Origin of the sequence: Ensifer sesbaniae (assembly GCF_013283665.1) — a bacterium.
In the GTDB taxonomy this organism is placed as follows: Bacteria; Pseudomonadota; Alphaproteobacteria; order Rhizobiales; family Rhizobiaceae; genus Ensifer; species Ensifer sesbaniae.
The window spans coordinates 760,945-785,036 of record NZ_JABEKU010000001.1 but is presented as its reverse complement, the minus strand read 5'-3'; the positions used below and the strand labels follow the sequence as shown (position 1 = coordinate 785,036).

Annotated in this window: 22 protein-coding genes and 1 pseudogene; 14 read left to right on the top strand and 9 right to left on the bottom strand. The window is 63.6% G+C overall.

The features are described 5' to 3' along the window. Positions 1–10 precede the first annotated feature (10 nt). The 7 genes from BHMPCIPO_RS03820 to BHMPCIPO_RS03790 all read left to right on the top strand — a co-directional run bounded on the left by BHMPCIPO_RS03820 (position 11) and on the right by BHMPCIPO_RS03790 (position 7,061). On the top strand, positions 11–793 hold the full coding sequence (locus tag BHMPCIPO_RS03820; protein WP_173515537.1) for a transporter substrate-binding domain-containing protein: 783 nt from the start codon (positions 11–13) through the stop codon (positions 791–793). 101 nt (positions 794–894) lie between these two features. Beyond that, entirely contained in the window at positions 895–1,620 is a 726-nt protein-coding gene (locus BHMPCIPO_RS03815) for an ABC transporter permease (protein ID WP_173515536.1), read from the top strand. Next, the gene (locus BHMPCIPO_RS03810; RefSeq protein ID WP_173515535.1) at positions 1,617–2,441 is read left to right on the top strand and encodes an ABC transporter permease; all 825 of its coding nucleotides are present in this window, start codon (positions 1,617–1,619) and stop codon (positions 2,439–2,441) included. The genes BHMPCIPO_RS03815 and BHMPCIPO_RS03810 overlap by 4 nt, the downstream gene beginning before the upstream one ends. A gap of 1 nt (position 2,442) precedes the next feature. Next, on the top strand, positions 2,443–3,612 hold the full coding sequence (locus BHMPCIPO_RS03805) for a M20 aminoacylase family protein (RefSeq protein WP_173515534.1): 1,170 nt from the start codon (positions 2,443–2,445) through the stop codon (positions 3,610–3,612). Positions 3,613–3,881: 269 nt separating this feature from the next. Then, complete coding sequence (locus BHMPCIPO_RS03800; protein WP_173515533.1) at positions 3,882–5,312, top strand: cytochrome ubiquinol oxidase subunit I; 1,431 nt, start codon at positions 3,882–3,884, stop codon at positions 5,310–5,312. After that, on the top strand, positions 5,302–6,306 hold the full coding sequence (gene cydB / locus BHMPCIPO_RS03795) for a cytochrome d ubiquinol oxidase subunit II (RefSeq protein ID WP_173515532.1): 1,005 nt from the start codon (positions 5,302–5,304) through the stop codon (positions 6,304–6,306). Before BHMPCIPO_RS03800 ends, cydB begins: the two co-directional genes overlap by 11 nt. Before the next feature lie 446 nt (positions 6,307–6,752). After that, a complete protein-coding gene (locus tag BHMPCIPO_RS03790; protein ID WP_173515531.1) occupies positions 6,753–7,061 on the top strand; it encodes a chorismate mutase family protein in 309 nt (102 codons plus the stop codon). 32 nt (positions 7,062–7,093) lie between these two features. On the opposite strand, the gene BHMPCIPO_RS03785 is transcribed toward BHMPCIPO_RS03790, so the two are convergent. Both BHMPCIPO_RS03785 and mscL read right to left on the bottom strand, forming a co-directional pair. Next, the gene (locus BHMPCIPO_RS03785; protein ID WP_173515530.1) at positions 7,094–8,260 is read right to left on the bottom strand and encodes a pyridoxal phosphate-dependent aminotransferase; all 1,167 of its coding nucleotides are present in this window, start codon (positions 8,258–8,260) and stop codon (positions 7,094–7,096) included. Between the two features lie 208 nt (positions 8,261–8,468). Beyond that, positions 8,469–8,897, bottom strand: a complete 429-nt coding sequence (gene mscL, locus BHMPCIPO_RS03780) for a large conductance mechanosensitive channel protein MscL (RefSeq protein WP_173515529.1) — start codon at positions 8,895–8,897, stop codon at positions 8,469–8,471. Positions 8,898–9,159: 262 nt separating this feature from the next. Between mscL and BHMPCIPO_RS03775 the strand changes: the two genes are divergently transcribed. Further along, the gene (locus tag BHMPCIPO_RS03775; RefSeq protein WP_173515528.1) at positions 9,160–12,663 is read left to right on the top strand and encodes a PAS domain-containing hybrid sensor histidine kinase/response regulator; all 3,504 of its coding nucleotides are present in this window, start codon (positions 9,160–9,162) and stop codon (positions 12,661–12,663) included. 62 nt (positions 12,664–12,725) lie between these two features. Here BHMPCIPO_RS03775 and BHMPCIPO_RS03770 read toward each other — a convergent pair whose 3' ends face one another. Both BHMPCIPO_RS03770 and BHMPCIPO_RS03765 read right to left on the bottom strand, forming a co-directional pair. Beyond that, positions 12,726–13,379, bottom strand: coding sequence for a response regulator transcription factor (locus BHMPCIPO_RS03770; protein ID WP_173515527.1), 654 nt, complete (start codon positions 13,377–13,379; stop codon positions 12,726–12,728). An 81-nt stretch (positions 13,380–13,460) separates the two neighbouring features. Continuing rightward, complete coding sequence (locus BHMPCIPO_RS03765) at positions 13,461–13,880, bottom strand: hypothetical protein (protein ID WP_173515526.1); 420 nt, start codon at positions 13,878–13,880, stop codon at positions 13,461–13,463. 161 nt (positions 13,881–14,041) lie between these two features. On the opposite strand from BHMPCIPO_RS03765, the gene BHMPCIPO_RS03760 reads away from it, so the two are divergent. Both BHMPCIPO_RS03760 and BHMPCIPO_RS03755 read left to right on the top strand, forming a co-directional pair. Next, a complete protein-coding gene (locus tag BHMPCIPO_RS03760) occupies positions 14,042–14,389 on the top strand; it encodes a DUF952 domain-containing protein (RefSeq protein WP_173515525.1) in 348 nt (115 codons plus the stop codon). Continuing rightward, a complete protein-coding gene (locus tag BHMPCIPO_RS03755) occupies positions 14,386–15,471 on the top strand; it encodes a quinone-dependent dihydroorotate dehydrogenase (RefSeq protein ID WP_173515524.1) in 1,086 nt (361 codons plus the stop codon). Before BHMPCIPO_RS03760 ends, BHMPCIPO_RS03755 begins: the two co-directional genes overlap by 4 nt. Here the strand turns inward: BHMPCIPO_RS03755 and BHMPCIPO_RS03750 are convergent. The 3 genes from BHMPCIPO_RS03750 to BHMPCIPO_RS03740 form a co-directional block, all read right to left on the bottom strand. Continuing rightward, complete coding sequence (locus BHMPCIPO_RS03750) at positions 15,447–16,802, bottom strand: MATE family efflux transporter (RefSeq protein WP_173515523.1); 1,356 nt, start codon at positions 16,800–16,802, stop codon at positions 15,447–15,449. The genes BHMPCIPO_RS03755 and BHMPCIPO_RS03750 overlap by 25 nt on opposite strands. Before the next feature lie 319 nt (positions 16,803–17,121). Then, positions 17,122–17,625, bottom strand: coding sequence for a CAP domain-containing protein (locus tag BHMPCIPO_RS03745; RefSeq protein WP_173515522.1), 504 nt, complete (start codon positions 17,623–17,625; stop codon positions 17,122–17,124). 2 nt (positions 17,626–17,627) lie between these two features. Further along, positions 17,628–17,894: a DUF6460 domain-containing protein gene (locus BHMPCIPO_RS03740; RefSeq protein WP_173515521.1), complete on the bottom strand. Its 267-nt coding sequence runs from the start codon at positions 17,892–17,894 to the stop codon at positions 17,628–17,630. 162 nt (positions 17,895–18,056) lie between these two features. Between BHMPCIPO_RS03740 and BHMPCIPO_RS03735 the strand changes: the two genes are divergently transcribed. Together BHMPCIPO_RS03735 and BHMPCIPO_RS03730 are read left to right on the top strand one after the other, a co-directional pair. Continuing rightward, positions 18,057–18,995 carry a class I SAM-dependent methyltransferase gene (locus tag BHMPCIPO_RS03735; RefSeq protein WP_173518073.1) on the top strand — a complete coding sequence of 313 codons (939 nt, stop codon included), beginning with the start codon at positions 18,057–18,059 and terminating at the stop codon, positions 18,993–18,995. 106 nt (positions 18,996–19,101) lie between these two features. After that, the gene (locus BHMPCIPO_RS03730; protein ID WP_173515520.1) at positions 19,102–19,737 is read left to right on the top strand and encodes a YitT family protein; all 636 of its coding nucleotides are present in this window, start codon (positions 19,102–19,104) and stop codon (positions 19,735–19,737) included. A 14-nt stretch (positions 19,738–19,751) separates the two neighbouring features. On the opposite strand, the gene BHMPCIPO_RS03725 is transcribed toward BHMPCIPO_RS03730, so the two are convergent. Next, positions 19,752–20,219, bottom strand: coding sequence for a carboxymuconolactone decarboxylase family protein (locus tag BHMPCIPO_RS03725; protein ID WP_173515519.1), 468 nt, complete (start codon positions 20,217–20,219; stop codon positions 19,752–19,754). A 41-nt stretch (positions 20,220–20,260) separates the two neighbouring features. Further along, positions 20,261–20,416 (bottom strand): annotated as a pseudogene (locus BHMPCIPO_RS03720) (transcriptional regulator); the annotation flags it as partial. A gap of 71 nt (positions 20,417–20,487) precedes the next feature. On the opposite strand from BHMPCIPO_RS03720, the gene BHMPCIPO_RS03715 reads away from it, so the two are divergent. Beyond that, positions 20,488–23,040: a ligase-associated DNA damage response DEXH box helicase gene (locus BHMPCIPO_RS03715; RefSeq protein WP_173515518.1), complete on the top strand. Its 2,553-nt coding sequence runs from the start codon at positions 20,488–20,490 to the stop codon at positions 23,038–23,040. A 291-nt stretch (positions 23,041–23,331) separates the two neighbouring features. Continuing rightward, complete coding sequence (gene pdeM / locus BHMPCIPO_RS03710) at positions 23,332–24,057, top strand: ligase-associated DNA damage response endonuclease PdeM (protein WP_173515517.1); 726 nt, start codon at positions 23,332–23,334, stop codon at positions 24,055–24,057. The last annotated feature ends 35 nt before the right edge of the window (positions 24,058–24,092 follow it).

Sequence of the window (24,092 nt, the reverse complement as noted above, 5' to 3'; positions counted from 1 at the left end):
GGGGAACAGCATGAAGAAGGCATTGAAAGTCCTGGCCGTAGCGGCGGTAATCGCCGTCGGTAGCGGTGTCGCGGCTTCCGCGGAAGCACTTAAGGTCGGCGTTGCCGCCGAGCCCTACCCGCCGTTCACGGCGCCCGATGCCAGCGGCAAATGGGAAGGCTGGGAAGTCGAGTTCATGAATGCGATGTGTGCCGAGGCGAAACTCGAATGCGTGCTGACGCCGGTCGCCTGGGATGGCATCATTCCGGCACTGACCTCGAAGAAGATCGACATGATCATCAGCTCGATGTCGATCACCGACGAGCGCCTGAAAACGATCGATTTCTCCGACAAATACTACAACACGCCGACCGGCATCATCGGCACCAAAGGCGAAGACATCAAGCCGACGCCGGAGGGCCTGAACGGTAAGGCGCTCGGCGTCCAGGTCTCGACGGTCCACCAGGCCTATGCCGCCAAGCACTTCGCGCCGGCAGGCGTCGAGGTCAAGGAATACCAGACGCAGGATGAAGCCAACAACGACCTCGCCGCCGGCCGTCTCGACGCCGTCCAGGCCGACGCCATCGCGCTCAAGGCGTTCCTCGCGACCGACCAGGGCAAGGAATGCTGCGACTACAAGGGCGACGTCGCCGAAGACGTTGCCGTGATCGGCCCGGGTGTGGGCGTCGGCCTGCGCAAGGGCGAAACCGAACTCAAGGACAAGGTCAACGCCGCGATCAAGGCGATCCGTGACAACGGCACCTACGACACGTTCTCGAAGAAGTATTTCGACTTCGATATCTACGGCGAATAAGGCGCGATCGGCCGGCGATCAAAAAGCTACAGCGCTTTGCGTGTCTGACAGGGCACGCGGCGCTACGGCGACCGCCGGCCGGCGCCATCGGAGCTCGACGTATGGCTGCGGATTCCCTCGTCAATTGGGGCCTGCTCTCGCTTTCAGCACCCGGCTGGGGCGGCGTGTTGCTGCAAGGCTTCCTCAATTCCATCCAGATCGCCGTCGGCGGTTTCACCCTCGGCCTGGCGCTCGGCGTGGGCGGCGCCTTCGGCAAGCTCTATGGCGGCCCGGTCTTACGCGACTTGCTCGAGTGCTACACCACGATCGTCCGCGCCGTGCCGGAACTGGTGCTGATCCTGCTGCTCTACTATGCCGGCACCGACCTTCTCAATCAGGTGCTCGCGCTCTTTGCGATCGGCCCGGTCGACATCAGCGGCCTTATGGCCGGCATCTTCGTGATCGGCGTCGTCCAGGGCGCCTATTCGACCGAGGTACTACGCGGCGCGATCAAGGCGGTGCCCGCCGGGCAGATCGAGGCGGCGCGCGCCTATGGCATGTCACCGACCAAGGTCTTGCGCCGCATCACGCTGCCCGCGATGCTGCCCTATGCCATTCCCGGCCTTTCCAATCTCTGGCTGATCGCCACCAAGGACACGGCCCTTCTCGCCGTCGTCGGCTTCAGTGAGCTGACGCTGGTCACACGCCAGGCGGCCGGCACGACCAAGGCCTATCTCCTGTTCTTCCTTGCCGCCGGCGCGCTCTATCTGGCGCTGACGCTCATTTCCAACGTCTTTATCGGCATGATCGAACGCCATGCCCGACGCGGTTTTGCGGAGAGCCGATGACCGACGAAACCACCCACGCCGTTGCCTTCACGCCCGAAGACCTGCCGACGGCCAGGAGCTTCTTTCTGCCGCATCGCATCGTCATGATGCTGGTCTTCGCCGCCTTTGTCGTCGCCGTTGCCGTCTTCATGCGCTGGGACTGGCTGCCGCGTTACCTGCCGCGGCTCGGCTGGGGCATTCTCGTCAGCCTGGTGATGCTGTTCAGCACCGCTATCCTCGGCTTCCTGCTGGCGGTGCCGATCGGCCTCGTCCAGGTGACCGGCCCCTGGTTCCTGAAATTGCCGGCCAAGGCCTTCTGCACCGTGATCCGCGGCACGCCGCTCCTGTTGCAGCTCTGGCTGCTCTATTACGGGCTCGGCTCGTTGTTCCCGCAGTTTCCGGCGATCCGGCAATCCTTCCTCTGGCCCTATTTGCGCGAGGCCTGGCCCTATGGCGTGGCGGCGCTGACGATCTCGTTTGCCGCCTATGAGGGCGAGGTCATGCGTGGCGCCTTTGGCGGCGTTCCGCATGGCGAACTGGAGGCGGCCAAGGCCTATGGCATGGGCCGCTGGACGATGTTCCGCCGCATCTGGCTGCCGCGCGCCATCCATCGGGCGCTGCCGACGCTGAACGGGGAAACCGTGCTGCAGCTCAAATCGACGCCGCTCGTCGCCACCGTAACCGTCGTCGACGTCTATGCGGTCATCTCCAAGGTCAGGCAGGAAACCTTCCTCACCTACGAGCCGCTGCTTCTGCTGGCGCTCATCTACATGTGCCTCACCGGCATTCTGGTGGTGGCCTTCCGCACGTTTGAAAATCGCATCCCAACCCGCGGTGCCTGACATGAAGCTTTCGTCCTCGATCACCAATGCCGTGCCGGAACTGGTCGCCATCCGCCACGATCTCCACGCCCATCCGGAGCTTGGACTGGAGGAGAAGCGCACCTCGGCCTTCATCGCCGGACATCTGGATAGCCTCGGCTACGAGGTGACGACGGGTCTCGCGCAAACCGGCGTCGTCGGCACGCTCCGCAACGGCACGGGCACCCGCTCGATCGGCATTCGCGCCGATATCGACGCGCTGCCGATCCTGGAAGAAACCGGCCTCGATTATGCCAGCAGGACGGCGGGCCTGATGCATGCCTGCGGCCACGACGGTCACACGACGATGCTGCTCGGCGCGGCGCGAGCGCTTGCGGAACGGCGCAATTTCGACGGCACGATCCATTTGATCTTCCAGCCGGCCGAGGAGAATTTCGGCGGCGCCAAGATCATGATGGACGAGGGCCTGTTTGAGAAATTCCCCTGCGACGCCGTGTTCGCGCTTCACAACGAGCCGGGCCTGCCCTTCGGTCAGTTTGCCCTCCGGGAAGGCCCTATCATGGCGGCCGTCGACGAGGCGCGCATCACCGTTCACGGCCGCGGCGGCCATGGCGCGGAACCGCAGGAAACGGCCGATCCCATTGTCTGCGGTGCCTCGATCGTCATGGCGCTGCAGTCGATCGTCTCGCGCAACATCCATCCGATGGACCCCTCCGTCGTCACCGTCGGCGCCTTCCATGCAGGCTCGGCCAGCAACATCATCCCGGAGCGTGCCGAGATCGTCGTCGGCATCCGCTCCTTCGATCCCACTGTCCGCGATGAACTCGAACGGCGCATCCGCATGATCGCCGAAGCGCAGGCCACCAGCTTCGGCATGCGCGCGACAGTCGACTACCAGCGCAGTTACGACGCGACGATTAACCACAAGGCCGAGACCGATTTCGTGCGCGATCTCGCGGTCCGTTTTGCCGGGGCCGACAAGGTGATCGACCTCGCCCGTCCCTTCATGGGAAGCGAGGATTTCGCCTATATGCTGCAGGAGCGGCCGGGGAGCTATTTCTTCCTCGGCTCGAAGGTCAGCGACGACGACAAGCCGCTGCACCACCCGGGCTACAACTTTAACGACGACCTGCTGCCGATTGGCGCCGCCTTCTGGACCGAACTCGCGGAAGCCTATCTCCCGGTCCGCTGAGACGCACCCGTTCTCCGCCAATATGCCGCAGCGCAACATTGCCGCAGTGTGACAACGTGGCGAGCGCGCTGTCATTGACGTTTGGCAAATTTGGCTCAGATTCAATCATATGCTGAATAGCCGGTGCAACCCAAGGATTTGCCTCGGCCATAGGCTAGGAAAAGCCCTCTGATCGGAGCCCGATCAAGGACGATCATGCAGCAGCCAGAGCGCTAAGGCCTCGCGTTACGAGTAACGCGCGTTGCCGTATGTCTGAAAGGATTGCGCCCGTGTTTGAGAGTTTCGACGCGACCTTGCTCGCTCGTTTTCAGTTCGCCTTCACCGTTTCCTTCCACATCATCTTCCCTGCTTTTTCCATCGGGCTCGCGAGCTACCTCGCGGTACTGGAGGGGTTGTGGCTCCTGAAGAAGGACGAGGTCTATCTTGAGCTCTTCCACTTCTGGAAGACGATCTTTGCCGTCGCCTTCGGCATGGGTGTCGTCTCCGGCATCGTCATGTCCTATCAGTTCGGCACCAATTGGAGCGTCTTTTCCGACAAGGCCGGGCCGATCATCGGGCCGCTGATGGGCTATGAGGTGCTGACGGCCTTCTTCCTCGAAGCCGGCTTCCTCGGTGTTATGCTCTTCGGGCTCAACCGCGTCGGGCCGAAGCTGCATTTCTTCGCTACCCTCATGGTCGCCGCTGGCACGCTAATTTCGGCCACCTGGATCCTTTCGGCGAATTCCTGGATGCAGACGCCGGCCGGTTTCGCGATGAACGATGCGGGCCAGTTCATCCCGGTCGACTGGTGGAAGATCGTCTTCAACCCTTCCTTCCCCTATCGCCTCGTGCACATGGTGCTCGCCGCTTACCTCACGACCGCCTTCGTCGTCGGCGCCTGCGGCGCCTGGCACCTCATCCGCAGGACGGCGCCGCGCCGCGCACGAATAATGTTCTCGATGGCGATGTGGATGGCGGCGATCGTCGCACCCATTCAGATCTTCGCCGGCGACATGCACGGCCTCAACACGCTGGAACATCAGCCGGCCAAGGTAATGGCGATGGAAGGCCACTATCAGAGCCATCCGGATGGCGCGCCGCTGATCCTCTTCGGCATTCCGAATTCGACGGATAAACGCGTCGACTATGCAATCGAGGTTCCAAAGCTCTCGAGCCTGATCCTGAAGCACGATCTCAACGCGCCGCTCGCCGGTCTCGACACGATCCCGGAGGAGCTTCACCCGCCGGTCAGCGTCGTGTTCTGGTCCTTCCGGGTGATGGTCGGCCTTGGCTTCGCCATGCTCGGCATCGGTCTCTGGTCGCTCTGGTGTCGCTATCGCGGCACGCTGGACAGCAATGTCTGGCTGCATCGTGCTGCGATCGTCATGGGGCCGGCCGGATTCGTCACCGTGCTTGCCGGCTGGGTCACCACCGAGGTCGGGCGACAACCCTACACGGTCTATGGTCACCTGCTGACGGCGAATTCGGTGGCGCCGATCGCGGCACCCGCGGTCGCCGCCTCGCTGATCGCCTTCATCGCCGTCTATTTCTTCGTCTTCGGCGCCGGCGCCTTCTACATCCTGAGACTGATGGCGCGCCTGCCGCGTGATCCCATGCCGGATCTCGACGAAGGGCCGTTGCGCAGTTCCGGCATCATGCCCGGTCTCGCCACCCATGGCGCCACGCACGCCAATATCCAGGGAGGTCGTCATGGAGTTTGATCTGCCGTTCATCTGGGCCGCCATCATCGCCTTTGCGGTGCTTGCCTATGTCATTCTCGACGGCTTCGACCTCGGCGTCGGCATCCTCTTCCCGTTCTTCCCGGAGAAGGACGACCGCGACGTGATGATGAATTCCGTCGCCCCGGTGTGGGACGGCAACGAAACCTGGCTGGTGCTCGGTGGCGGCGGCCTGATGGCGGTGTTTCCGCTGGCCTATGCGACAATCCTGCCGGCACTTTACGCCCCGATCATAGCCATGGTCATCGGCCTCATCTTCCGCGGCGTCGCCTTCGAATATCGCTGGCGCACCAGGCGCGCCGAATATCTCTGGAACTGGGCTTTCTCAGGCGGTTCGATGCTTGCCGCCTTCGCGCAGGGCATCACGCTCGGCGCGCTCGTCCAAGGCATCCCCGTCGAGAACCGCGCCTATGTCGGCGGCTGGTGGGACTGGCTGACGCCGTTCTCGATTATGACCGGCGTCGCCGTCGTCGTCGGCTACGCCCTGCTCGGCGCCACCTGGCTGGTCATGAAGACCCATGGCCGCCTCGCCGACCGCGCACGAGACCTCGCGCTCAAATGCTCGTTCGGCACCATCGCCGCCATGGGCATCGTCAGCCTGTGGACACCGTTCCTAGAACCGCAATATCTGGAGCGCTGGTTCGGCTTCCCGACGGCGATCTTCAGCGTCATCGTGCCGGCGCTCGTTCTCGGCTGCCTCTATGCACTGGTCACGGGCATCCGCAACCGGCACGACAGCCGACCCTTCATCGCAGCCCTCGGTCTCTTCGTGCTCGGCTATGCCGGCATCGGCATCAGCTTCTACCCCTATATGGTGCCGCCATCGCTGACGATCTGGGATGCAGCGGCGCCTGAGGAAAGCCTCTCCTTCCTGCTTACCGGCGCGCTCGTCCTGGTGCCCGTCATCCTCGCCTATACCGGCTATTCCTATTGGGTGTTCCGCGGCAAGGTCGATCCGGAGGAGGGTTACCATTGACTGATGAAACCGGAACCGGCCGCAAACTTCTCTGGTTCGTCGGCCTGTGGTGTGCCGGGGTGGCGGCGGTCGCCGTGGTCGGCCTCGCGATCAAGCTGATGATCGGTCCGTGATCGATTTCTAATGCTGGCGGAAAACCGCAGACAGTTTTCCTCGGCCCGCGCTAAAAAGCCTCGCTCAAGCTTGGCCGGCTAACTTCTCTCAACACGTCAGCAGGCGATCACCGCAGACGGAGACAGGACCGCACCCTCCTCCCCTGCCCAGAGATCGCCTGCTGAGGTGACCATCGTCACCGGTCGCTTGCTGCGACCCTGTTGCCCCTTCTCAGAGAGCTCGCCGTTTGTTAGCAGTGCGCCGCAAGAGCGCCCCGCTTGATTGAGCCGAGGGACGCTCGAACATCCTGAACGAACAGGAACAGCTGCGCTTCAGGCAATCGGACGAGACAGATGCAAAAGACCCCCGCGCAATGCACCACCATGGCCGACGTGCGTGCCGAGATCGACCGGCTCGACCAGGCACTGATGACGCTGTTTGCCGAGCGCTGGGGCTATATCGACCGGGCGGCCGAGATCAAACGGCCGCTGAAGTTGAGGGCCGATATTCCGGCGCGGGTGATGGAAGTGCGTGAGAACGCCCGCAAGAATGCTGCGCGCTTCAATCTCGACCCTGACTTCTACGAGGACATCTGGGCGCGGTTGATCGGCCATGCGATTGCCCATGAGCAGAAGCTGCTGGGCGAGACGGACGACGAATAATCGCCGCGCCTCTTCGGCCATGCATCCGGGCGTCAGCCGCCAAGAATATAACGCTGCAGGCGGTCCGCCGCTTCCTTCACCTGGGCCGGATCGCGCAGGAAACAGGCGCGCATGAACAGCGAGCCGCCATCGCCGAATGCGGTACCCGGCGCGAGGCCGACGCCGGTCTTGTCGACGATGTCGATCGCAGCGGCGCGGGAATCCGTGACACCGTCGATTTTGAGGAACGCATAGAGCGCCCCGTCCGGCTTCAGCGTTTCGACCCGGTTGGTGGCGATCAGTGCGTCGCAGAAGACGTCACGGTTGCTGGTCGCCTTGGCGACATTCGCGTCCAGGAAGGCATCGCCCTCGTCGAGCGCCACGACGGCGCCGCGCTGCATGAATTGGGCGACGCCTGACGTCGAATACTGCACCAGGTTCTCCAGCACCTGCCCCATCTCCGGCGGCGCGACGATCCAGCCCACCCGCCAGCCGGTCATCGACCAGTTCTTCGAGAAGGAGTTGACGAAGAGGATGCGGTCGCCCTCCTCCATAACGTCCAGGAAGGACGGCGCACGGGCGCCGGCATAATAATAGAGGGCGTAGATCTCGTCGGCGATGATCCAGAGGCCATGCTTGCGTGTCAGTGCCAGAATCGCCGCCAGCTCTTCCTTGCTCGCGGTCCAGCCCGTGGGGTTCGATGGCGTATTGATGAACAGCGCCCTGGTCTTCGGCCCGATCGCCGCTTGCAGCCGATCGAGATCGAGCTGCCACTTTCCGTGTTCAAAGCGCAGTTCGACGGAGACCGGGCGGACGCCGGAGAGATCGGCGGCCGCGGCAAAGTTCGGCCAGGCCGGCGTCAAGAGCACCATCTCGTCTCCCGGCGAAGCAATCGCCTCGATCGAGAGTTTGATCGCCTGCATGCCGGAGCCGACGATGTAGAAATGCTCCGGCGACAGCGCTTTGTGGAAGCGCCTCTGATAGTAGCGCGAAAGTGCTTCGCGCAGCGGCGGGATGCCGCGCTGCCAAGTGTAGAAGGTTTCGCCGGCGGAAAGCGCCTCGCGGGCCGCATCACTGATGAAGGCAGGCGTCGGCAGATCGCCTTCGCCGACCCAAAGCGGGATCAGGCCCTCGCGCCCACGGGCGTAGTTCACCACCTCGACGATGCCGCTTTCGGGCGCCGCAAGTGCGCGGGGGCTGATAGTGTTCAGGATGGTCATCGGCGGGCTCCGGACGCACAACGGTCCCGAGGCGGTCGCCCGAGAGCATCGTGAAAGATTCCAATGGATTAGAGCGGAAACCGGCCGCTCCAGGCTGTCCATTGCTTCTAGCCGCTTTCGCTTCTGCGATCACGCGACTTTATCTGACCGGTTTATCGATTTCTGTGATGTTTCGCGGCCTCGGCAAACCGAGGCCGCTACAAATGGCTCAGGCGCGCTGTTTCAACAGGTCGCGGATTTCGGAGAGGAGCTGAATGTCTTCCGGCGGCGGAGCAGCCGGCGCTGCTTCCTTCTGCTTTTCAAGCGACGAGCGCATGCGGTTCACGGCCTTGATCATCAGGAAGATGATCCAGGCGAGGATCAGGAAGTTGATGAGGACGGTGATGAAGTTGCCATAGGCAAAGACCGCGCCCTGCTGACGGGCAGCAGCGAGAGAGGTCGCCGTCACGTTGGCCGAGAGCGGCAGGAAGTAATTGGAGAAATCGAAACCGCCGCCGGTGAGCGCACCGACAATGGGCATCACGAGGTCTTCGACGACCGACGTCACGATCTTGTTGAAGGCGGCGCCGATGATGACACCGACCGCGAGATCCATCACGTTCCCGCGGGCAATAAACTCCTTGAACTCATTCAGCATACGTCTCTCCGTATTATCCCCGTTGAAAACGACCACCGGCGCTGTCCCGCGCTGCAACCGTTTACGGAAACTAAACCAAAGCGAGCAGCGAGAAAACCTTTCTTTGCCTTTGGTCAAGCCGCGCCCGCGAAAAGAAGGATCAAACTCCCTTCCGCATCCGGCAGACCATTTTCTCTTGCAGTGCCTTGGACTTAAGACTCATGCGCGGGGCAATTCTCAACCTCACGGACTTGGCCTATGCTTCCAGTCGGAGGAGTGAGGCATGCTTTCGGGTTCGGTCATCTTTGCCTCGGCCTTCGCCTATCTGCTGCTGCTGTTTGCAGTCGCGAGCTATGGCGACCGGCGGGCCAGGAGAAAAAGCGCTGCGCTGAAAGGCAGGCCGCTCGTCTATGCGCTCAGCCTTGCGATCTATTGCACGTCCTGGACCTATTTCGGCGGCATCGGGCTTGCGGCCGAGCGCGGGCTCGAGTTCACCGGCATCTACATCGGCCCCATCCTGATGTTCACGCTGGGCATGCCGCTGATCCGCAAGATCATCCGCCTTGCCAAGACCGAGAAGCTGACCTCCGTCGCCGACTTCATCGCCGCGCGCTACGGCAAGAACCCGGCGGTGGCGGCGATCGTCGCGCTGATCTCGCTGGTCGGCGCCATCCCCTATATCGCATTGCAGCTCAAGGCGATTTCGAGCTCCGTCGCAGCGATGATCGACACCAGTGACTATGGCATCGGCGCGGGGCAGAGTTTCATCGACCTGCCCCTGCTCGTGACCCTGTTCCTCGCCTGCTTCGCCATCGTCTTCGGCACGCGCCATACGGACGCTACCGAACACCAGGATGGGCTGATCCTGGCGATCGCGATGGAATCGCTGGTCAAACTCGTCGCCCTCGTCACCGCCGGCTTCTACATCGTTTTCGTCATCTTCAACGGTCCGGCGCATCTCTGGTCACTGGCCACCGAGAGCCCGGCTGTGCAGTCGGCGCTTTCCTATGAGACCCCGACCGCCCGGTGGATCCTTTTGATCGTTACCTCCGCCTTTGCGATCATCATGCTGCCGCGGCAATTCCATGTGACCGTCGTGGAAAACCGAACCGACGGGGAACTGCGTACCGCCGGCATCCTCTTTCCGCTCTATCTGATCGGCATCAATCTCTTCGTGCTGCCGATCGCGATTGCCGGCATCCTCACCTTCTCGGGCTCCGGCAACGCGGATCTTTACCTTCTCACCCTGCCGCTCGCCAACGGCCTGCCGCTTCTGACGCTCATCACCTTCATCGGCGGCTTCTCGGCAGCGACGGCCATGGTCATCGTCGCCTCCGTGGCGCTGTCGATCATGATCTCGAACGACATCGTCATGCCGGTATTCCTGCGCCGCAATCTCAGCCAGCGTGGCGGCCTGCAGGAAGATCTCGCCGGGACGCTGCTCAACATCCGCCGCTCGGCGATCTTCGTCGTGCTGCTGCTTGGCTATGGCTACTACCGCTCCGCCGACATCAGCGCCGGGCTTGCGTCGCTCGGGCTCTTGTCCTTCGTCGCTATCTCCCAGATGGCGCCGGCCATGCTCGGCGGCCTCGTCTGGCGCCAGGCCAATGCGCGCGGCGCGATCACCGGCATGGTCTCCGGCTTCTTCGTCTGGGCCTATCTTTTGTTCCTGCCGAGCCTCGGCGGACCGGACAATTCCCAAGTCGCGGCAACGGTGCTGAGCTTCCTGCTGCCATTTACCGACCTGTTCTCGGGCCCAGGCGCCGATCCGCTGGTCAATGCCACGACGCTGAGCTTCCTCGTCAACTGCAGCGCCTATGTGCTGGCCTCGCTGACCCGGACGCCGAAGCCGATCGAGCGTTTCCAAGCCGGCATCTTCATCACCCGGCGGTCGCGCACCGAAGGCACCTTCCGCGGCCGCAAGACCAAGGTGACGGTGCGCGATCTCAAGGCGACGATCGGCCGCTACATGGGCACCGAGCGCATGCAGCGCTCCTTCCACACTTACGAACGCCAATCCGGCCGCTGGCTGGACGACAACGCGCCGGCGGACATGGCGGTCGTGCATTTTTCCGAGCAACTGCTCGGCAGCGCCATCGGCTCGTCCTCGGCGCGGCTCGTGCTCTCGCTCGTCCTGCAGCGCGGCGACGATACGTCATCCGACACGGCCTGGCTGCTCGATCAGGCAAGCGAGGCACTGCAATACAATCAGGACATGCTGCAGACCGCGCTCTCGCAGATGGACCAGGGCATTGCCGTCTTCGACAACGCCAACAACCTGATCATCTGGAACCGGCGCTTCCGCCAGTTGCTCGACCTGCCGGAAGCCGCCGGCCAGGTGGGCTTTCCGCTTGCCGATATCGTTTCGATCCTCACCAGGCGCGGCGATATCCGCAAGGACCAGGAAAAAGGATTGATCGCCAACTTCCTGACGCTCGACAAGCCCTTCCTGCTCGAACTTGGCAATGGCGAACGCATCATCGAAGTGCGCACCAACGCGATGCCCGACAAGGGCATCGTCACCACCTACACCGACATCACCCAGCGCGTTGCCGCCGACATGGCGCTGAAGCAGGCGAACGAGACGCTGGAACTGCGTGTTGCCGAGCGAACCGGCGAACTCACCCGCGTGAACCGGGAACTCGCCGAAGCCCGCGCAGCGGCGGAAGAGGCCAATATCGGCAAGACGCGGTTCTTCGCGGCCGCCGGCCACGATATCCTCCAACCGCTCAACGCCGCCCGCCTCTATTCGTCCTCGCTGGTCGAGCGACTTGGCGACTCCGACGACAGCACACTCGTCGAAAACATCGATTCCTCGCTCGAATCGGTCGAGGCCATTCTCGGTGCCGTGCTCGACATCTCTCGCCTCGACACCGGCGCGATGAAGCCGCGGCTGCAATCCGTACCGCTCAACGACCTGCTCCGCCGTATCGAGACCGACTTCGCCCCGATCGCGCGCGCCAAGGATCTCGAACTGGTGGTCATGCCGACCTCGCTCAGCGTGCGCAGCGATCCGAACCTGCTTCGCCGCGTGGTGCAGAACCTCGTTTCCAATGCGATCAAATACACGCTCACCGGCAAGGTGCTGGTCGGCGTGCGTAGGCATGGCGCGATGGCGACGATCGAGGTGCATGATTCCGGCATCGGCATCCCATCCTCCAAATTCCGCACCGTCTTCAAGGAATTCGCCCGGCTCGACGAAGGCGCGCGCACCGCTTCCGGTCTCGGCCTCGGCCTATCGATCGTCGACCGCATCTCGCGCGTGCTCAATCATCCGGTCAGCCTGCAATCGACGCCCGGTAAGGGCACCGGTTTCAAGGTGACCTTGCCGCTCGACGCAAGCGCCGGCGAACACGTCCCGGTCCGCGCGACCGTTGCCAACAAGGCGAGCGAGGCGCTCAACGGCCTGCGCGTCCTCTGCATCGACAACGAACCGCGCATCCTCGAGGGCATGAAAGTGCTGCTTTCGGGCTGGGGCTGCGCCGTTACGACGGCGGAATCGGTTGCCGCCTGCGCCGAGATAGTCGGACAGCCGGCCGAAAAGCCGCACGCGATCATCGCCGATTATCATCTCGACGACGGCACCGGCATCGAAGCGATCGCGAAAATCCGGCTTTCCGCCGGCGAAGCGATCCCGGCCTTGCTGGTGACGGCCGACCGTTCGCCGGAAGTGCGCGCCGCAGCCGAGCGCGACGGCATTTCGATCCAGAACAAACCGGTGCGGCCGGCGGCGATGCGGGCGTGGCTGACGCAGCTTTCGACGGCGGCGCGAGCGGCTGCGGAATAGACGGCTTCGGCGCCGTTGTGCACGCACGCAATCGAAGGACCGCCGTCCGCCCTGTTGACGCCTCAGGCGGCGGCGACGGTGCCGATCTTCGAAAGCTGGATCACCGCCTGGGTGCGGCTGTCGACATTGAGCTTCAGCAGGATCGCCGAGACATGGGCCTTGATGGTCGCCTCGGAGACGCCGAGCTCATAGGCGATCTGCTTGTTGAGCAGACCCTCGCCCAACATGCTGAGAACCCGTGACTGCTGCGGTGTCAGCGTCTGCAGCCGCTGGAGCAGATCGGCGACTTCCGGTTCGTATTCCTGGGCCTGGTCGTAACCGGCCGGCACGAAGACCTCACCGGCCATCACCTTCTCGATGCCCTCGCGGATCTCGTCGATACCGGCCGATTTCGACAGGAAACCGGAGGCGCCGAGGTCGAGCGCGCGGTGGATCGTCGCCGGGTCATCATGGCCGGAAACCACCATGACCGGCAGGCTCGGAAACTCGGCGCGAAGCGCAATCAGGCCGGAAAGGCCGCTGACACCGGGCATGGTCAGGTCCAGCAGCAGGAGATCGGCATCCGGACAATCGGCTGCGGCCTTGCGCGCGGCCGCGAAATCGCCCGCCTCGACGATGGAGGGCGCTGCCCCCTCCATGCCGCTCAGCGCCTGGCGCATGGCGCCCCGAAACAGCGGATGATCGTCCGCGATGATGATGGTCATGTCCGGCGTCATGTCGCTCCCTCCCAAGAGCCCAGTCTGCGACCCGCACGCCTCCACGCGCCGATCCGCATCCCGCATGGCCGATCCGGTCTCTCAGGTCTTCTGCGGCTCCGTCGCGGGGTCGCTGCCTTCGAGATCCTTCACGATATCCATGAACTTACGCATCATTCTTTCCATGATGCCCATTGTCCGGTCAATCTCTTCGTCGGTCGGAAGGTTCGGTTTCGCGATGCTTTCACCGGATTTGACCGCCTTTTCCAAGGTCTCCACCCGTTTGGTCAGGAGGTCGATCTCCAGTTCCAGCGCGGAGCGTTCGTCCGCTGCCATGCGGCAGACGAGTTCGCCGTTCCTTTCCTGGCAGAGCGACACTTCACCGGTTTGCGTATCGAGCCGGGCAATCCCGGTCTCGGATTTCTGCATGCTGTAGCGGCCGGGCGCCGGATCCTGCGCCAAGGCGATGCCGGCGGATGCCAGGCCGGCGCCGATCAGAAGTGCGACAGTAGCTTTTCTCATGACGTCCTCTCCGTTGCGGTCCTTGCCAGATGACGTCCGGCACATGAACGGGAAGAGCGAAATCGATCTTCACCACCGATTATGCGCGAATCGACGCCCTTCTGCGATGGACAATCGCCGATATTTGCGGCAAGGCCACGACAGACGATTACGAGGGCACAATGGGTTCCATCATCTACAAGATCGTTCCGGCCTCGCTGTGGCAGGAAGCCAAGCGTAGCGGACGCTTCGACGGCGCACCCGTCGACCTCGCCGACGGCTTCATCCATTTCTCCACCGCCGAACAGGCCGTGGAAACGGCAGCGCGGCATTTCGAGGGACAGGAAGGCCTGCTCTTGGTCGCGGTCGACGGCGACGCGCTCGGCGAAGAACTGGTCTACGAACCCTCGCGCGGCGGCGCCCTCTTCCCGCATCTCTATGCCCCTCTCTTCCTCTCCGCCGTGGTCTGGGAAAAACCCCTGCCGCTTGGCGCCGATGGCCTGCATATCTTCCCGGAACTTGACGCATGAATCCGCTTACCAATCTCGCCCGCCGCGGCCTCCTCCTGTTCGATCCCGAGACCGCGCACGGCTTGTCGATCAAGGCGCTGAGGTCCGGGCTCGTGCCGAGCTGTCCGGCCAAGGCCGACAAACGGCTTTCTCAGACGGTCGCCGGCATCGACTTCCCGAATCCGATCGGCATGGCGGCCGGCTATGACAAGAATGCCGAGGTGCCGGAGGCGCTCCTGAAGATCGGCTTCGGCTTCACCGAGATCGGCACCGTCACGCCGAAGCCGCAAGCCGGCAACGACAAGCCGCGCATCTTCCGACTGGTCGAGGACGAAGCCGTCATCAACCGCCTCGGCTTCAACAACGAGGGCCACGGCGCGGCGTTGGCACGGCTCAAGACCTGCTCGCGCGCGGCGCTGATCGGCGTCAATATTGGCGCCAACAAGGATAGCGCCGACCGTGTTGCCGACTATGTGAACGGCATTCACACCTTCTATTCCGTCGCCCGCTACTTCACCGCCAACATCTCCTCGCCGAACACGCCGGGCCTGCGCGACCTTCAGGCACGCGAGAGCCTCGCCGCTCTGCTGATCGCCGTGCTCGCCGCCCGCGACGAGGAAGCCCGCAGCAGCAACCGCTACGTTCCGGTGTTCCTGAAGATCGCGCCCGACCTGACCGAGGAGGGCATGGACGACATTGCGGCCGAAGTTCTCGCCCACAATCTCGACGGCCTGATCGTCTCCAACACGACGCTGTCGCGCGACGGTCTGAAGGACCAGCATCAGGCGAAAGAAGCCGGCGGGCTCTCCGGCAAGCCGCTCTTCGAAAAATCGACAGCGGTCCTTGCCCGGATGCGCAAGCGCGTCGGGCCAAATCTGCCGATCATCGGGGTCGGCGGCGTCGGTTCGGCCGAGACTGCGGCGGAAAAAATCCGCGCCGGCGCCGATCTGGTCCAGCTCTATTCCTGCATGGTCTATGAAGGCCCTGCGCTGCCGGGCCGCATCGTGCGCGGCCTTTCCGATCTCTGCGACCGGGAGCGGCTCAGTTCGATCCGCGATATCCGCGACAGCCGTCTCGACTACTGGGCCGGCCGGAAAGTCTGACGCGCCTTTGTAGGAATTCTCGATAGCAGGAACAGGCCGCGCATCAGCAGGAAGAGGTTGAGGCCGGCCCAGAGCCCGTGATTGCCGAAGGCGGGCACCAACACGGCCAGCGCCGCGACGTAGCCGACGAAAGCCGCGACCATCATGTTGCGCATCTCGCGCGACCAGGTGGCACCGATGAAGACGCCGTCCATCAGGAAGGCGAGCGCGCCGGTCATCGCCGTCACCGCTGCCCAGGGCAGATATTCGTAGGCGACGGCGCGAACGTCGGTGGCCGTCGTCAGGAGATCGATGAGCCGGTCACCGAAGAGCAGGAAGGCCGCCGTCGTCAGGAGCGCGAGCCCCAGCGACCAGGCGGCCGTCAGCCACAAGGCGCGGTCGAAGGCGGGGCGATAGCGGGCGCCGATCGAGCGGCCGATCAACTGTTCGGCAGCATTGGCCAGGCCGTCGAGGTAATAGCCGGCGACCAGGAAGATCGTCATCAGCACCGCGTTTGCCGCAAGCGTCACCGGCCCGAAGGCGGTGCCGATGCGCGTCATCAGCGTGAACGCGGCGAGCAGAACGAAGGAGCGGATCATGATGTCGCGGTTGAGGCCGAAGAGCGGCTTCAAGCGTTCGCGATCGAAGATCAGCGCCCAGCTCGGTGCGTCCTCACGATCGAAGCGACCATAGACGATGGCAAAGCCGGCGAGAGCGCCGATCACCTCGCCGGTAACGGTTGCCAGCGCGACACCCATCACGCCCCAGCCGAGAACGAGGCCGAGCAGGATAGACAGGACGATGTTGACCCCGTTGATCAGCGTCTGCAGCATCAGACCGATCGTGCCTTCACCACGACCGAGCACGAAGCCGAGAATGGCATAGTTGGCAAGTGCGGCCGGCGCCGAAATGATTCGACAGAGAAAATAGGTGCTGGTTACGGCCGCCACCTCCGGCTCCGGCCCCATCAGCCAGAGACCGCCGGACAACAGCAGCGGCGAGATGAGAAGACTGACCGTGCCGCAAATGAACGCGATGGTCAGCGAGCGCCAGAACACCGCCTGCTGCTCGCGCCGGTCGCCACGGCCATAGGCCTGAGCGACGAGACCGGTGGTCGCGGCGCGCAGGAAATTGAAGGTGGTGAAGATCAGGTCGAACATCACGGCGCCAACCGCGAGCCCCGCAAGCAGCGTCGCCTGCCCCATGCGCCCGACGACGGCGGTATCGACGAGACCGAGCAAAGGCGTCGTCAGGAAGCCGAGCGTCATCGGCAGCGCAATCGCCAGGATCAGCCGATGAGTAACATGAAAGGCGCCGGCAGTGTCGCGCGGCATGGCGGAGGAAGCGGTCATCGAACGGTCCGGCGTGAGGGGAAGGTGGTGACCGTTGTAGGGAAAGTGCGTAGGCGGATGCAAGGTGCCATGTGTTGTTGATCCGCAAGGAGTGTCGGCGCCTGCGAAAGCCCCTCACCCTAGCCCTCTCCCCGCAGGCGGGGAGAGGGGACTTGGCAAACGCAACATTATGTCCCGGTCGCTATCGGCGCAGCTGTCCAGTCAGCAGTTGCTATGGACTAGAAAGGGCGCGGCAAGTCCCCCTTCTCCCCGTCGTAACGGGGAGGTCCCGGCAGGGGTATGAGGGGCGGCCCGAGATGCAAACGCTTGTGAACGCAGGTCAGCCCGACAGCACCATCGCCCAGAAGGGGCGGTTGTCGGAGGCGGCGTTCTGGGCGACGGCTACGCCGAGGCCGCGATAGTTGCCGAGCATGTTTTCGAGATGCTTCGGCGACTTGTACCAGGCGTCATAGGCGCGTTCGGCATCGTCCTGGCCCATGGCGATGTTTTCGGCCGCCGGCAGGGTTACGCCCTGGCCCTTCATGCGATCGTAGAAACTGTCGTTCCAGCCGATGAGATGCTCCATCTTGCCGACCTTGGCCATGCGCACCGCCTGATTCATCGCTGCCAGCGAGGCCGCGTGGTCGGCCACGAGCTCGGTCAACCCCTTGCCCTTGCGCAGCTGGTTGACATAGCCGAGGCTTGCTTCGGTCTGGTCGCTGCCGGTGCCGCTTTCAGGCGTCAGCACCTTCGACGTCGTGCAGCCGGCCATCGCGCCGAGCGAAAGGATGACGGTTGCGCGCAGCAGGCCGCGGCGTTCGATCAGAAGAAACCGGTCCTGCATCATCAGCGCCGGTAGCTCAGAACACGCAGGATCACGAAGGCCGGCACGACGATCGCGGCACCCAGCAGCAGATAGTCGCCCACCCGGCCAAGCGCGGCAAAGCCGGTGTACCAGAGGTCGAGCAAGAAGTTGCGGACCGCGAAGTAGATATCGGTCGGATACCAGCCGAAGACGGTCATGACGAAGCCGACGAGGATCGACACCACGACGAGCTTGACCAGCACGCGCAGCGGCGTGTCACCCAAGAATCTGTTCATTCCGTCCGACATACGCGAACTTCTCCTGTTTGTCTTCACATAAGCCGCGATCGGCAGCGTCGCAAGTCATTGGATCCGGCAGGCATGGCCCAAGCTTCCGTTTGCGCCAGATTCCGCTTGTGTTTTGCGGCTTCCGGCGTCAGAAGCGCTGATCGCAACCAATATCTCACATTGATGACGCTCAACCAGCTCTCCTCCGGCGACCTGATCGCCGACCGCCGCGCCGACTACGCAAAAATGCTTGCCGATGGCGGCGAGCCCGGAAGCGCGGCCGAACTCATGGCACAGGCGCTGGAACGGGCGCCGGACTGGGCAGCCGGCTGGTTTCGGCTGGCGGACTATGAGGAGAAATCGGGCCGGAAAGAGGCGGCAATCGACGCACTCAGAAAAACGCTGGAGCTCAGCCCCGAGGACATCTTTGGCGCTGGCCTCAAGCTGGCGCTTCTCGGCGCCGCCGCGATGCCGGAACAGCCGCCGAGCCTCTATGTCGAACGGCTCTTCGACGATTATGCCGACCGCTTCGACAAGGCGCTGGTGGAGAAGCTCGACTATACCGTGCCGCAGAAGCTCGTGGCGCTGATCCAAAGCCACACCGGAGGCCTCATCTTCGAGCATGTGACGGATCTCGGCTGCGGCACCGGCCTCTTCGGCGAACGCATCCGGGATCAGTCGCAATTTCTCGAAGGTTTCGACATCTCCATCAACATGCTCGCCAAGGCCGAGGCGAAATCCACCTATGATCGGCTGGCGCGCGCCGATCTTTCACTTCCGCCGGAGACCTCCGGCATCTTCGGCAACTTCGCTCCCGCCCGAGCCGATCTCGTCAGCGCCGCCGACGTTCTCATGTATCTCGGCAATCTCGACAGCGTCTTCGACATTACCGTCCGACTGCTTGCCGCCGACGGCTACTTCGCCTTTTCCGTCGAGGATGCGGGCGATGGCGTGGATTTCCTGCTGCGGCCCTCGCTACGCTATGCCCATAGCGAAGCCTATATCCGCGGCCTCTGCGCGGCGCATGGCCTGGATCTCAGGGCCATCGAGTGCACGGTCATCCGCATGGATGCCGGCGAACCGGTTTTCGGCATCCTGTTCCTCGCACGCAAGCCTGCGTAAAACGCAAGGCAGGGTCGCAAAAATAAGTCAGCATTACTGACATATTTTTCTTGATTGTTGTTGTGCGTTGCAGCATTGCTGTAGTCATCGCAATCGAGGTTTTGCCATGGCTCAGATCAGCAGCGTTTTCGGCCTCTGGAACACCAGCCCGACCCGGCACACGCCGGTCGAGGACCTGCAGGGAATCTTCACCGGCAGCCTGATCGCCGCCCTCGGCCTCTACTTCCTCGCAAGCGCCGGCTTCTTGACCGGCAGCACGGCGGGCGTCGCCTTCCTGCTGCACTACGCGTTCGGCATCAATTTTGGCCTGGCTTTCTTCCTGCTCAACCTGCCGTTCTTCTATCTCTCCTTGAAGCGGCTTGGTCCTGCCTTTACGGTCAAGACCTTCATTGCAATCGGCCTCACCTCGTTCCTCACCGACGTCCAGTCGCGCCTCTTCCAGATCGGCACGATCCAGCCTGCCTGGGCGGCATTGCTCGGCGGCCTGCTTCTCGGTTACGGCCTGCTGGCGCTCTATCGCCATCGCGCCAGCCTCGGCGGCGTCGGCATTCTCGGTATCTACCTGCAGGAGCGTTTCGGCATCCGCGCCGGTCTCGTGCAGCTTGCGATCGACATGGTCGTTCTCGTCGCCGCCTTCGGCGTGACGTCGCCTACCGTCGTCGCCTGGTCGGTGCTCGGCGCGGTCGTCTTGAACCTGTTCGTGGCCATCAACCACCGCGCCGATCGCTACATCGCGCTTTAAGAGCGTCGCGAGGACTAAGCGGCCTTTGCCGGCGCGTCGACCGGATGCTGGGAGCGGAAGCCGACGGCGATCCGGTTCCAGGTGTTGATCACGCCGATCGCGACCGTAATCTTGGTGATTTCGGCCTCGGTGAAATGTTCCTTCAACGGCTCGAAGTCTTCGTCCGGCGCACGCGTCTGGGCTATGTTGGTAAGTGCTTCGGTACAGGCGAGCACGGCGCGCTCGCGCGCATCGTAGATCGGCGATTCACGCCAGGTACAGATCAGGTGAATCCACTGCTCGCTGAGGCCGCTATGGCGCGCCTCCTTCACATGCATGTCGACGCAGTAGGCGCAGCCGTTTATCTGCGACGCCCGCAGCATGATCAGGTGGATGAGGCGAGGCTCCAGGCCGGAGTCCTTGACGACGTACTTGTCCAGCGCGGCAACGGCCCTGTACGCATCCGGGGCAGCTTCGACGAAATTGAACGCGGTTGCATGCACTTCTCCTTGGGTTGAAGAGAACTGCTGGGGTGGCAGCGATCTCAAGCGCCGATGGCTGACCGGCGTTCGTTGATCGCAAGGAACGCATTGGTTCTTGCGGCAATGCTGCCGTCATCCTTGGCGTTCAAATCATCCAGGATGCTGGCGATGGTCACGCGCCGGAGTTCGGCGCGATAGGCCTGCTCGGCCTTCAGCATATTGGTAGGAGTCAACTCGGTTACTGGTGGCCTCGCCTGCAGGCTTCTCTTTTGGTGGATTTGATCTACCTTTGTTCTCCGTGAACAGGATCGATTCCCCAGTGCTGCAGGGCGATGCCCTTACCCTGCCCGCCCCCTTTCTACGCTGGTTCGGCGAAAAGGGCTGGCGGCCGCGCGCCCACCAGCTCGAGCTGCTCGCACGCGCCGAGGCAGGCGAAAGCACGCTGCTGATCGCGCCGACGGGCGCCGGCAAGACGCTGGCCGGTTTCCTGCCGTCGCTCGTCGATCTCACCCGCCGCGGCAGGATCCCGCCCGGCTCCGCCTTCGTCGGCATTCACACGCTCTATATCTCACCCCTGAAGGCGCTTGCCGTCGACATCGAGCGCAACCTGATGAAGCCGGTCGGCGAAATGGGCCTGCCGGTCCGCATCGAAAACCGCACCGGCGACACGCCGACCGCCAAGCGGCAGCGGCAGAAGCTCAATCCACCGGACATCCTGCTGACGACACCGGAACAATTGGCGCTGTTGCTCGCCAATGGCGAGGCGACGCGTTTCTTTCGAGACCTGCGCTATGTCGTCTTCGACGAATTGCATTCGCTCGTCACCTCGAAGCGTGGCCATCTTCTGTCCCTCGGCCTCGCGCGGCTTCGCCGGCTGGCGCCGCGGCTGCAGACGATCGGGCTTTCGGCGACGGTCGCCGATCCCATGGATCTGCAGCGCTGGCTGGCGCCACAGGCGCCGGATAAGAACGACCATGCCGGCCTGGTCCTGGTCGAAGGCGGCGCCAAGCCGCAGATATCCATCCTCAAGACGGAGGAACACGTGCCCTGGGCGGGACACTCGGCGCGCTATGCCATCGCCGACGTCTACGCCGCGATCAAGGAGCACGGCACCACCCTGCTCTTCGTCAACACCCGCAGCCAGGCGGAGCTTCTGTTTCAGGAGCTCTGGACGATCAACGACGATAATCTGCCGATCGCGCTGCATCACGGTTCGCTCGATGTCGCCCAACGCCGCAAGGTCGAGGCGGCGATGGCGGAGAACCGGCTGCGCGCCGTCGTCGCCACTTCGACGCTCGACCTCGGCATCGACTGGGGCGACGTCGATCTCGTCGTGCATGTCGGCGCACCAAAGGGCGCAAGCCGCCTTGCCCAGCGCATCGGCCGCGCCAACCACCGCATGGACGAACCGTCGAAGGCGATCCTGGTGCCGGCCAACCGCTTCGAGGTGATGGAATGCCAGGCGGCGCTCGACGCCAACTATATCGGCGCGCAGGACACGCCGCCGGTCGGCAAGGGCGCGCTCGACGTGCTTGCCCAGCATGTGCTCGGCATGGCCTGCGCCGCACCTTTCGACCCGCTGTCGCTTTACGACGAGATCACCACCGCCTCGCCCTATATGACGCTTGCCTGGGAGACCTTCGAACGGGTGATCGACTTCGTCGCGACCGGCGGCTACGCGCTGAAAACCTATGAGCGCTATGCCCGCATCCGCAAGACCAAGGACGGGCTCTATCGTGTCTCCAATCCGCTGGTGGCGCAGCAGTACCGGCTGAACGTCGGCACCATCGTCGAGTCGCCGATGCTGAACGTGCGTTTGGTCAAGCGCAATCAGCGCGGCTCGCTCGGCCGCGGCGGCATGTCGCTCGGCAAGGTCGAAGAGTATTTCCTCGAAATGCTCTCCCAAGGCGACACCTTCATGTTCTCCGGCAAGGTGCTGCGCTTCGAAGGCATCCGCGAGAACGAATGCCTCGTCAGCCAGGCCTTTACCTTTGACCCGAAGGTGCCGAGCTATGCCGGCGGCAAGTTTCCGCTCTCGACCTATTTAGCGCAGCAAGTGCGCAAGATGCTCGCCGACCCGGCACGCCGGGCAGCGCTGCCGGAACAGGTGCGCGACTGGCTGTCCCTGCAGAAGGACGCCTCGATGCTGCCGCGCGAGGACGAACTCCTGATCGAAACCTTCCCACGCGGCAGCCGCCACTACATGGTCGCCTATGCCTTCGAAGGACGACTGGCCCACCAGACGCTCGGCATGCTGCTCACCCGGCGCCTCGACCGCGCCGGGCTGAAGCCGCTCGGCTTCGTGGCAACGGACTACTCTCTGGCGGTCTGGGCGCTCGACGACCTCGGCGCCACCTTCGAGCTTCGCCGCGGCGCACTTGCCGAGCTCTTCGATGAGGACATGCTGGGCGACGACCTCGAGGCCTGGCTGAACGAATCCTTTCTCCTCAAACGCACCTTCCGCAATTGCGCCGTCATCGCCGGCCTGATCGACCAGCGTCATCCCGGCAAGGAAAAGACCGGCCGGCAGGTGACGGTTTCCGCCGACCTCATTTATGACGTACTGCACGCGCACGAGCCGGACCACCTGCTGCTCGAGGCGACCCGCAACGATGCGGCAACGGGCCTTTTGGACATCGCCCGGCTGGGGGATATGCTGAAGCGAATCAAGGGCCATATCACCCATCGACGGCTTGACCGGATCTCGCCATTGGCGGTGCCCGTCATGCTGGAGATCGGCAAGGAAATGGTTCAGGGCGAGGCCCAGGACTTCCTGCTTTCGGAGGCCGCCGACGACCTGATCAACGAGGCGATGGGCGTCGGACATGATGTGGATCGATAGGAAGATCGTTTTGAGAAACAGCAGTCTGTCGCGTTGGGCGGGTTACCCCCCTCTGGACGCTCTGTCGCGTCCGGCGGCATACCCCCCTCTGGCCTGCCGGCCATCTCCCCCACAAGGGGGGAGATTACGTGCAGCACGCTCCGCATATCCATCCGGAGTTTCGCCGACCGCATGCGATTTCTTGTTGAAGCGAGTGGCCAGCCGCGAGTCAATCTCCCCCCTTGTGGGGGAGATGGCCGGCAGGCCAGAGGGGGGTATTCTCCTCACCATGCAACGTGCGAGACCGTGACCATGCACCGCCTCGCTCACACCCTATCGGCTCCGGCGACAGCCCCCCTCCTCCAGGCGCAGACGGTCATCAACGGCGTCGCGGCGATCTGCGATCCGCTCGGCGGTCTCTATCTGCCGGAGACGGGCACGCTCGTCGTTTCCGACCTTCACCTGGAAAAAGGCTCCGCCTTCGCCCGTCGCGGCATGCTGTTGCCGCCCTACGATACGCTTGCGACCCTGCGCGTTCTGGAGGCAGCGATCGCCCGTCACGACCCGAAGCTCGTCATCAGCCTCGGCGACAATTTTCACGATCGCGTCGGCTCGGCGGTGATGCCGGATACCTTCCGGCACATGATCGCGTCGATGGCACATGGACGCGAATGGGTCTGGATCAACGGCAATCACGACCCGGACGGCGCCTTTGGGCTCCCGGGCGCCTCGATGGACGAGCTCAGCCATGCGGGCCTCGTCTTCCGGCACGAGCCGAGGCGCGGCGAAGCCGTCGGCGAAATCGCCGGCCATCTGCACCCGGCAGCAACGGTGGTGAGACGCGACAGGGCCGTGCGCCGCGCCTGCTTTGCGACGGATGGCGCGCGCATGCTGATGCCCGCCTTCGGCGTCACGACCGGCGGGCTCGACCTCAGGCATCGGGCCATGACCGGCCTTTTCGATCGCAGCAAGCTTGTCGCCCATATGCTCGGGCGCGATCGGATCTATTCGGTCCGCTTTGCCAAGCTCATTGCCTGACGTTTGAGGAAAGCCTGCGGTTGCGTCCGCACGCC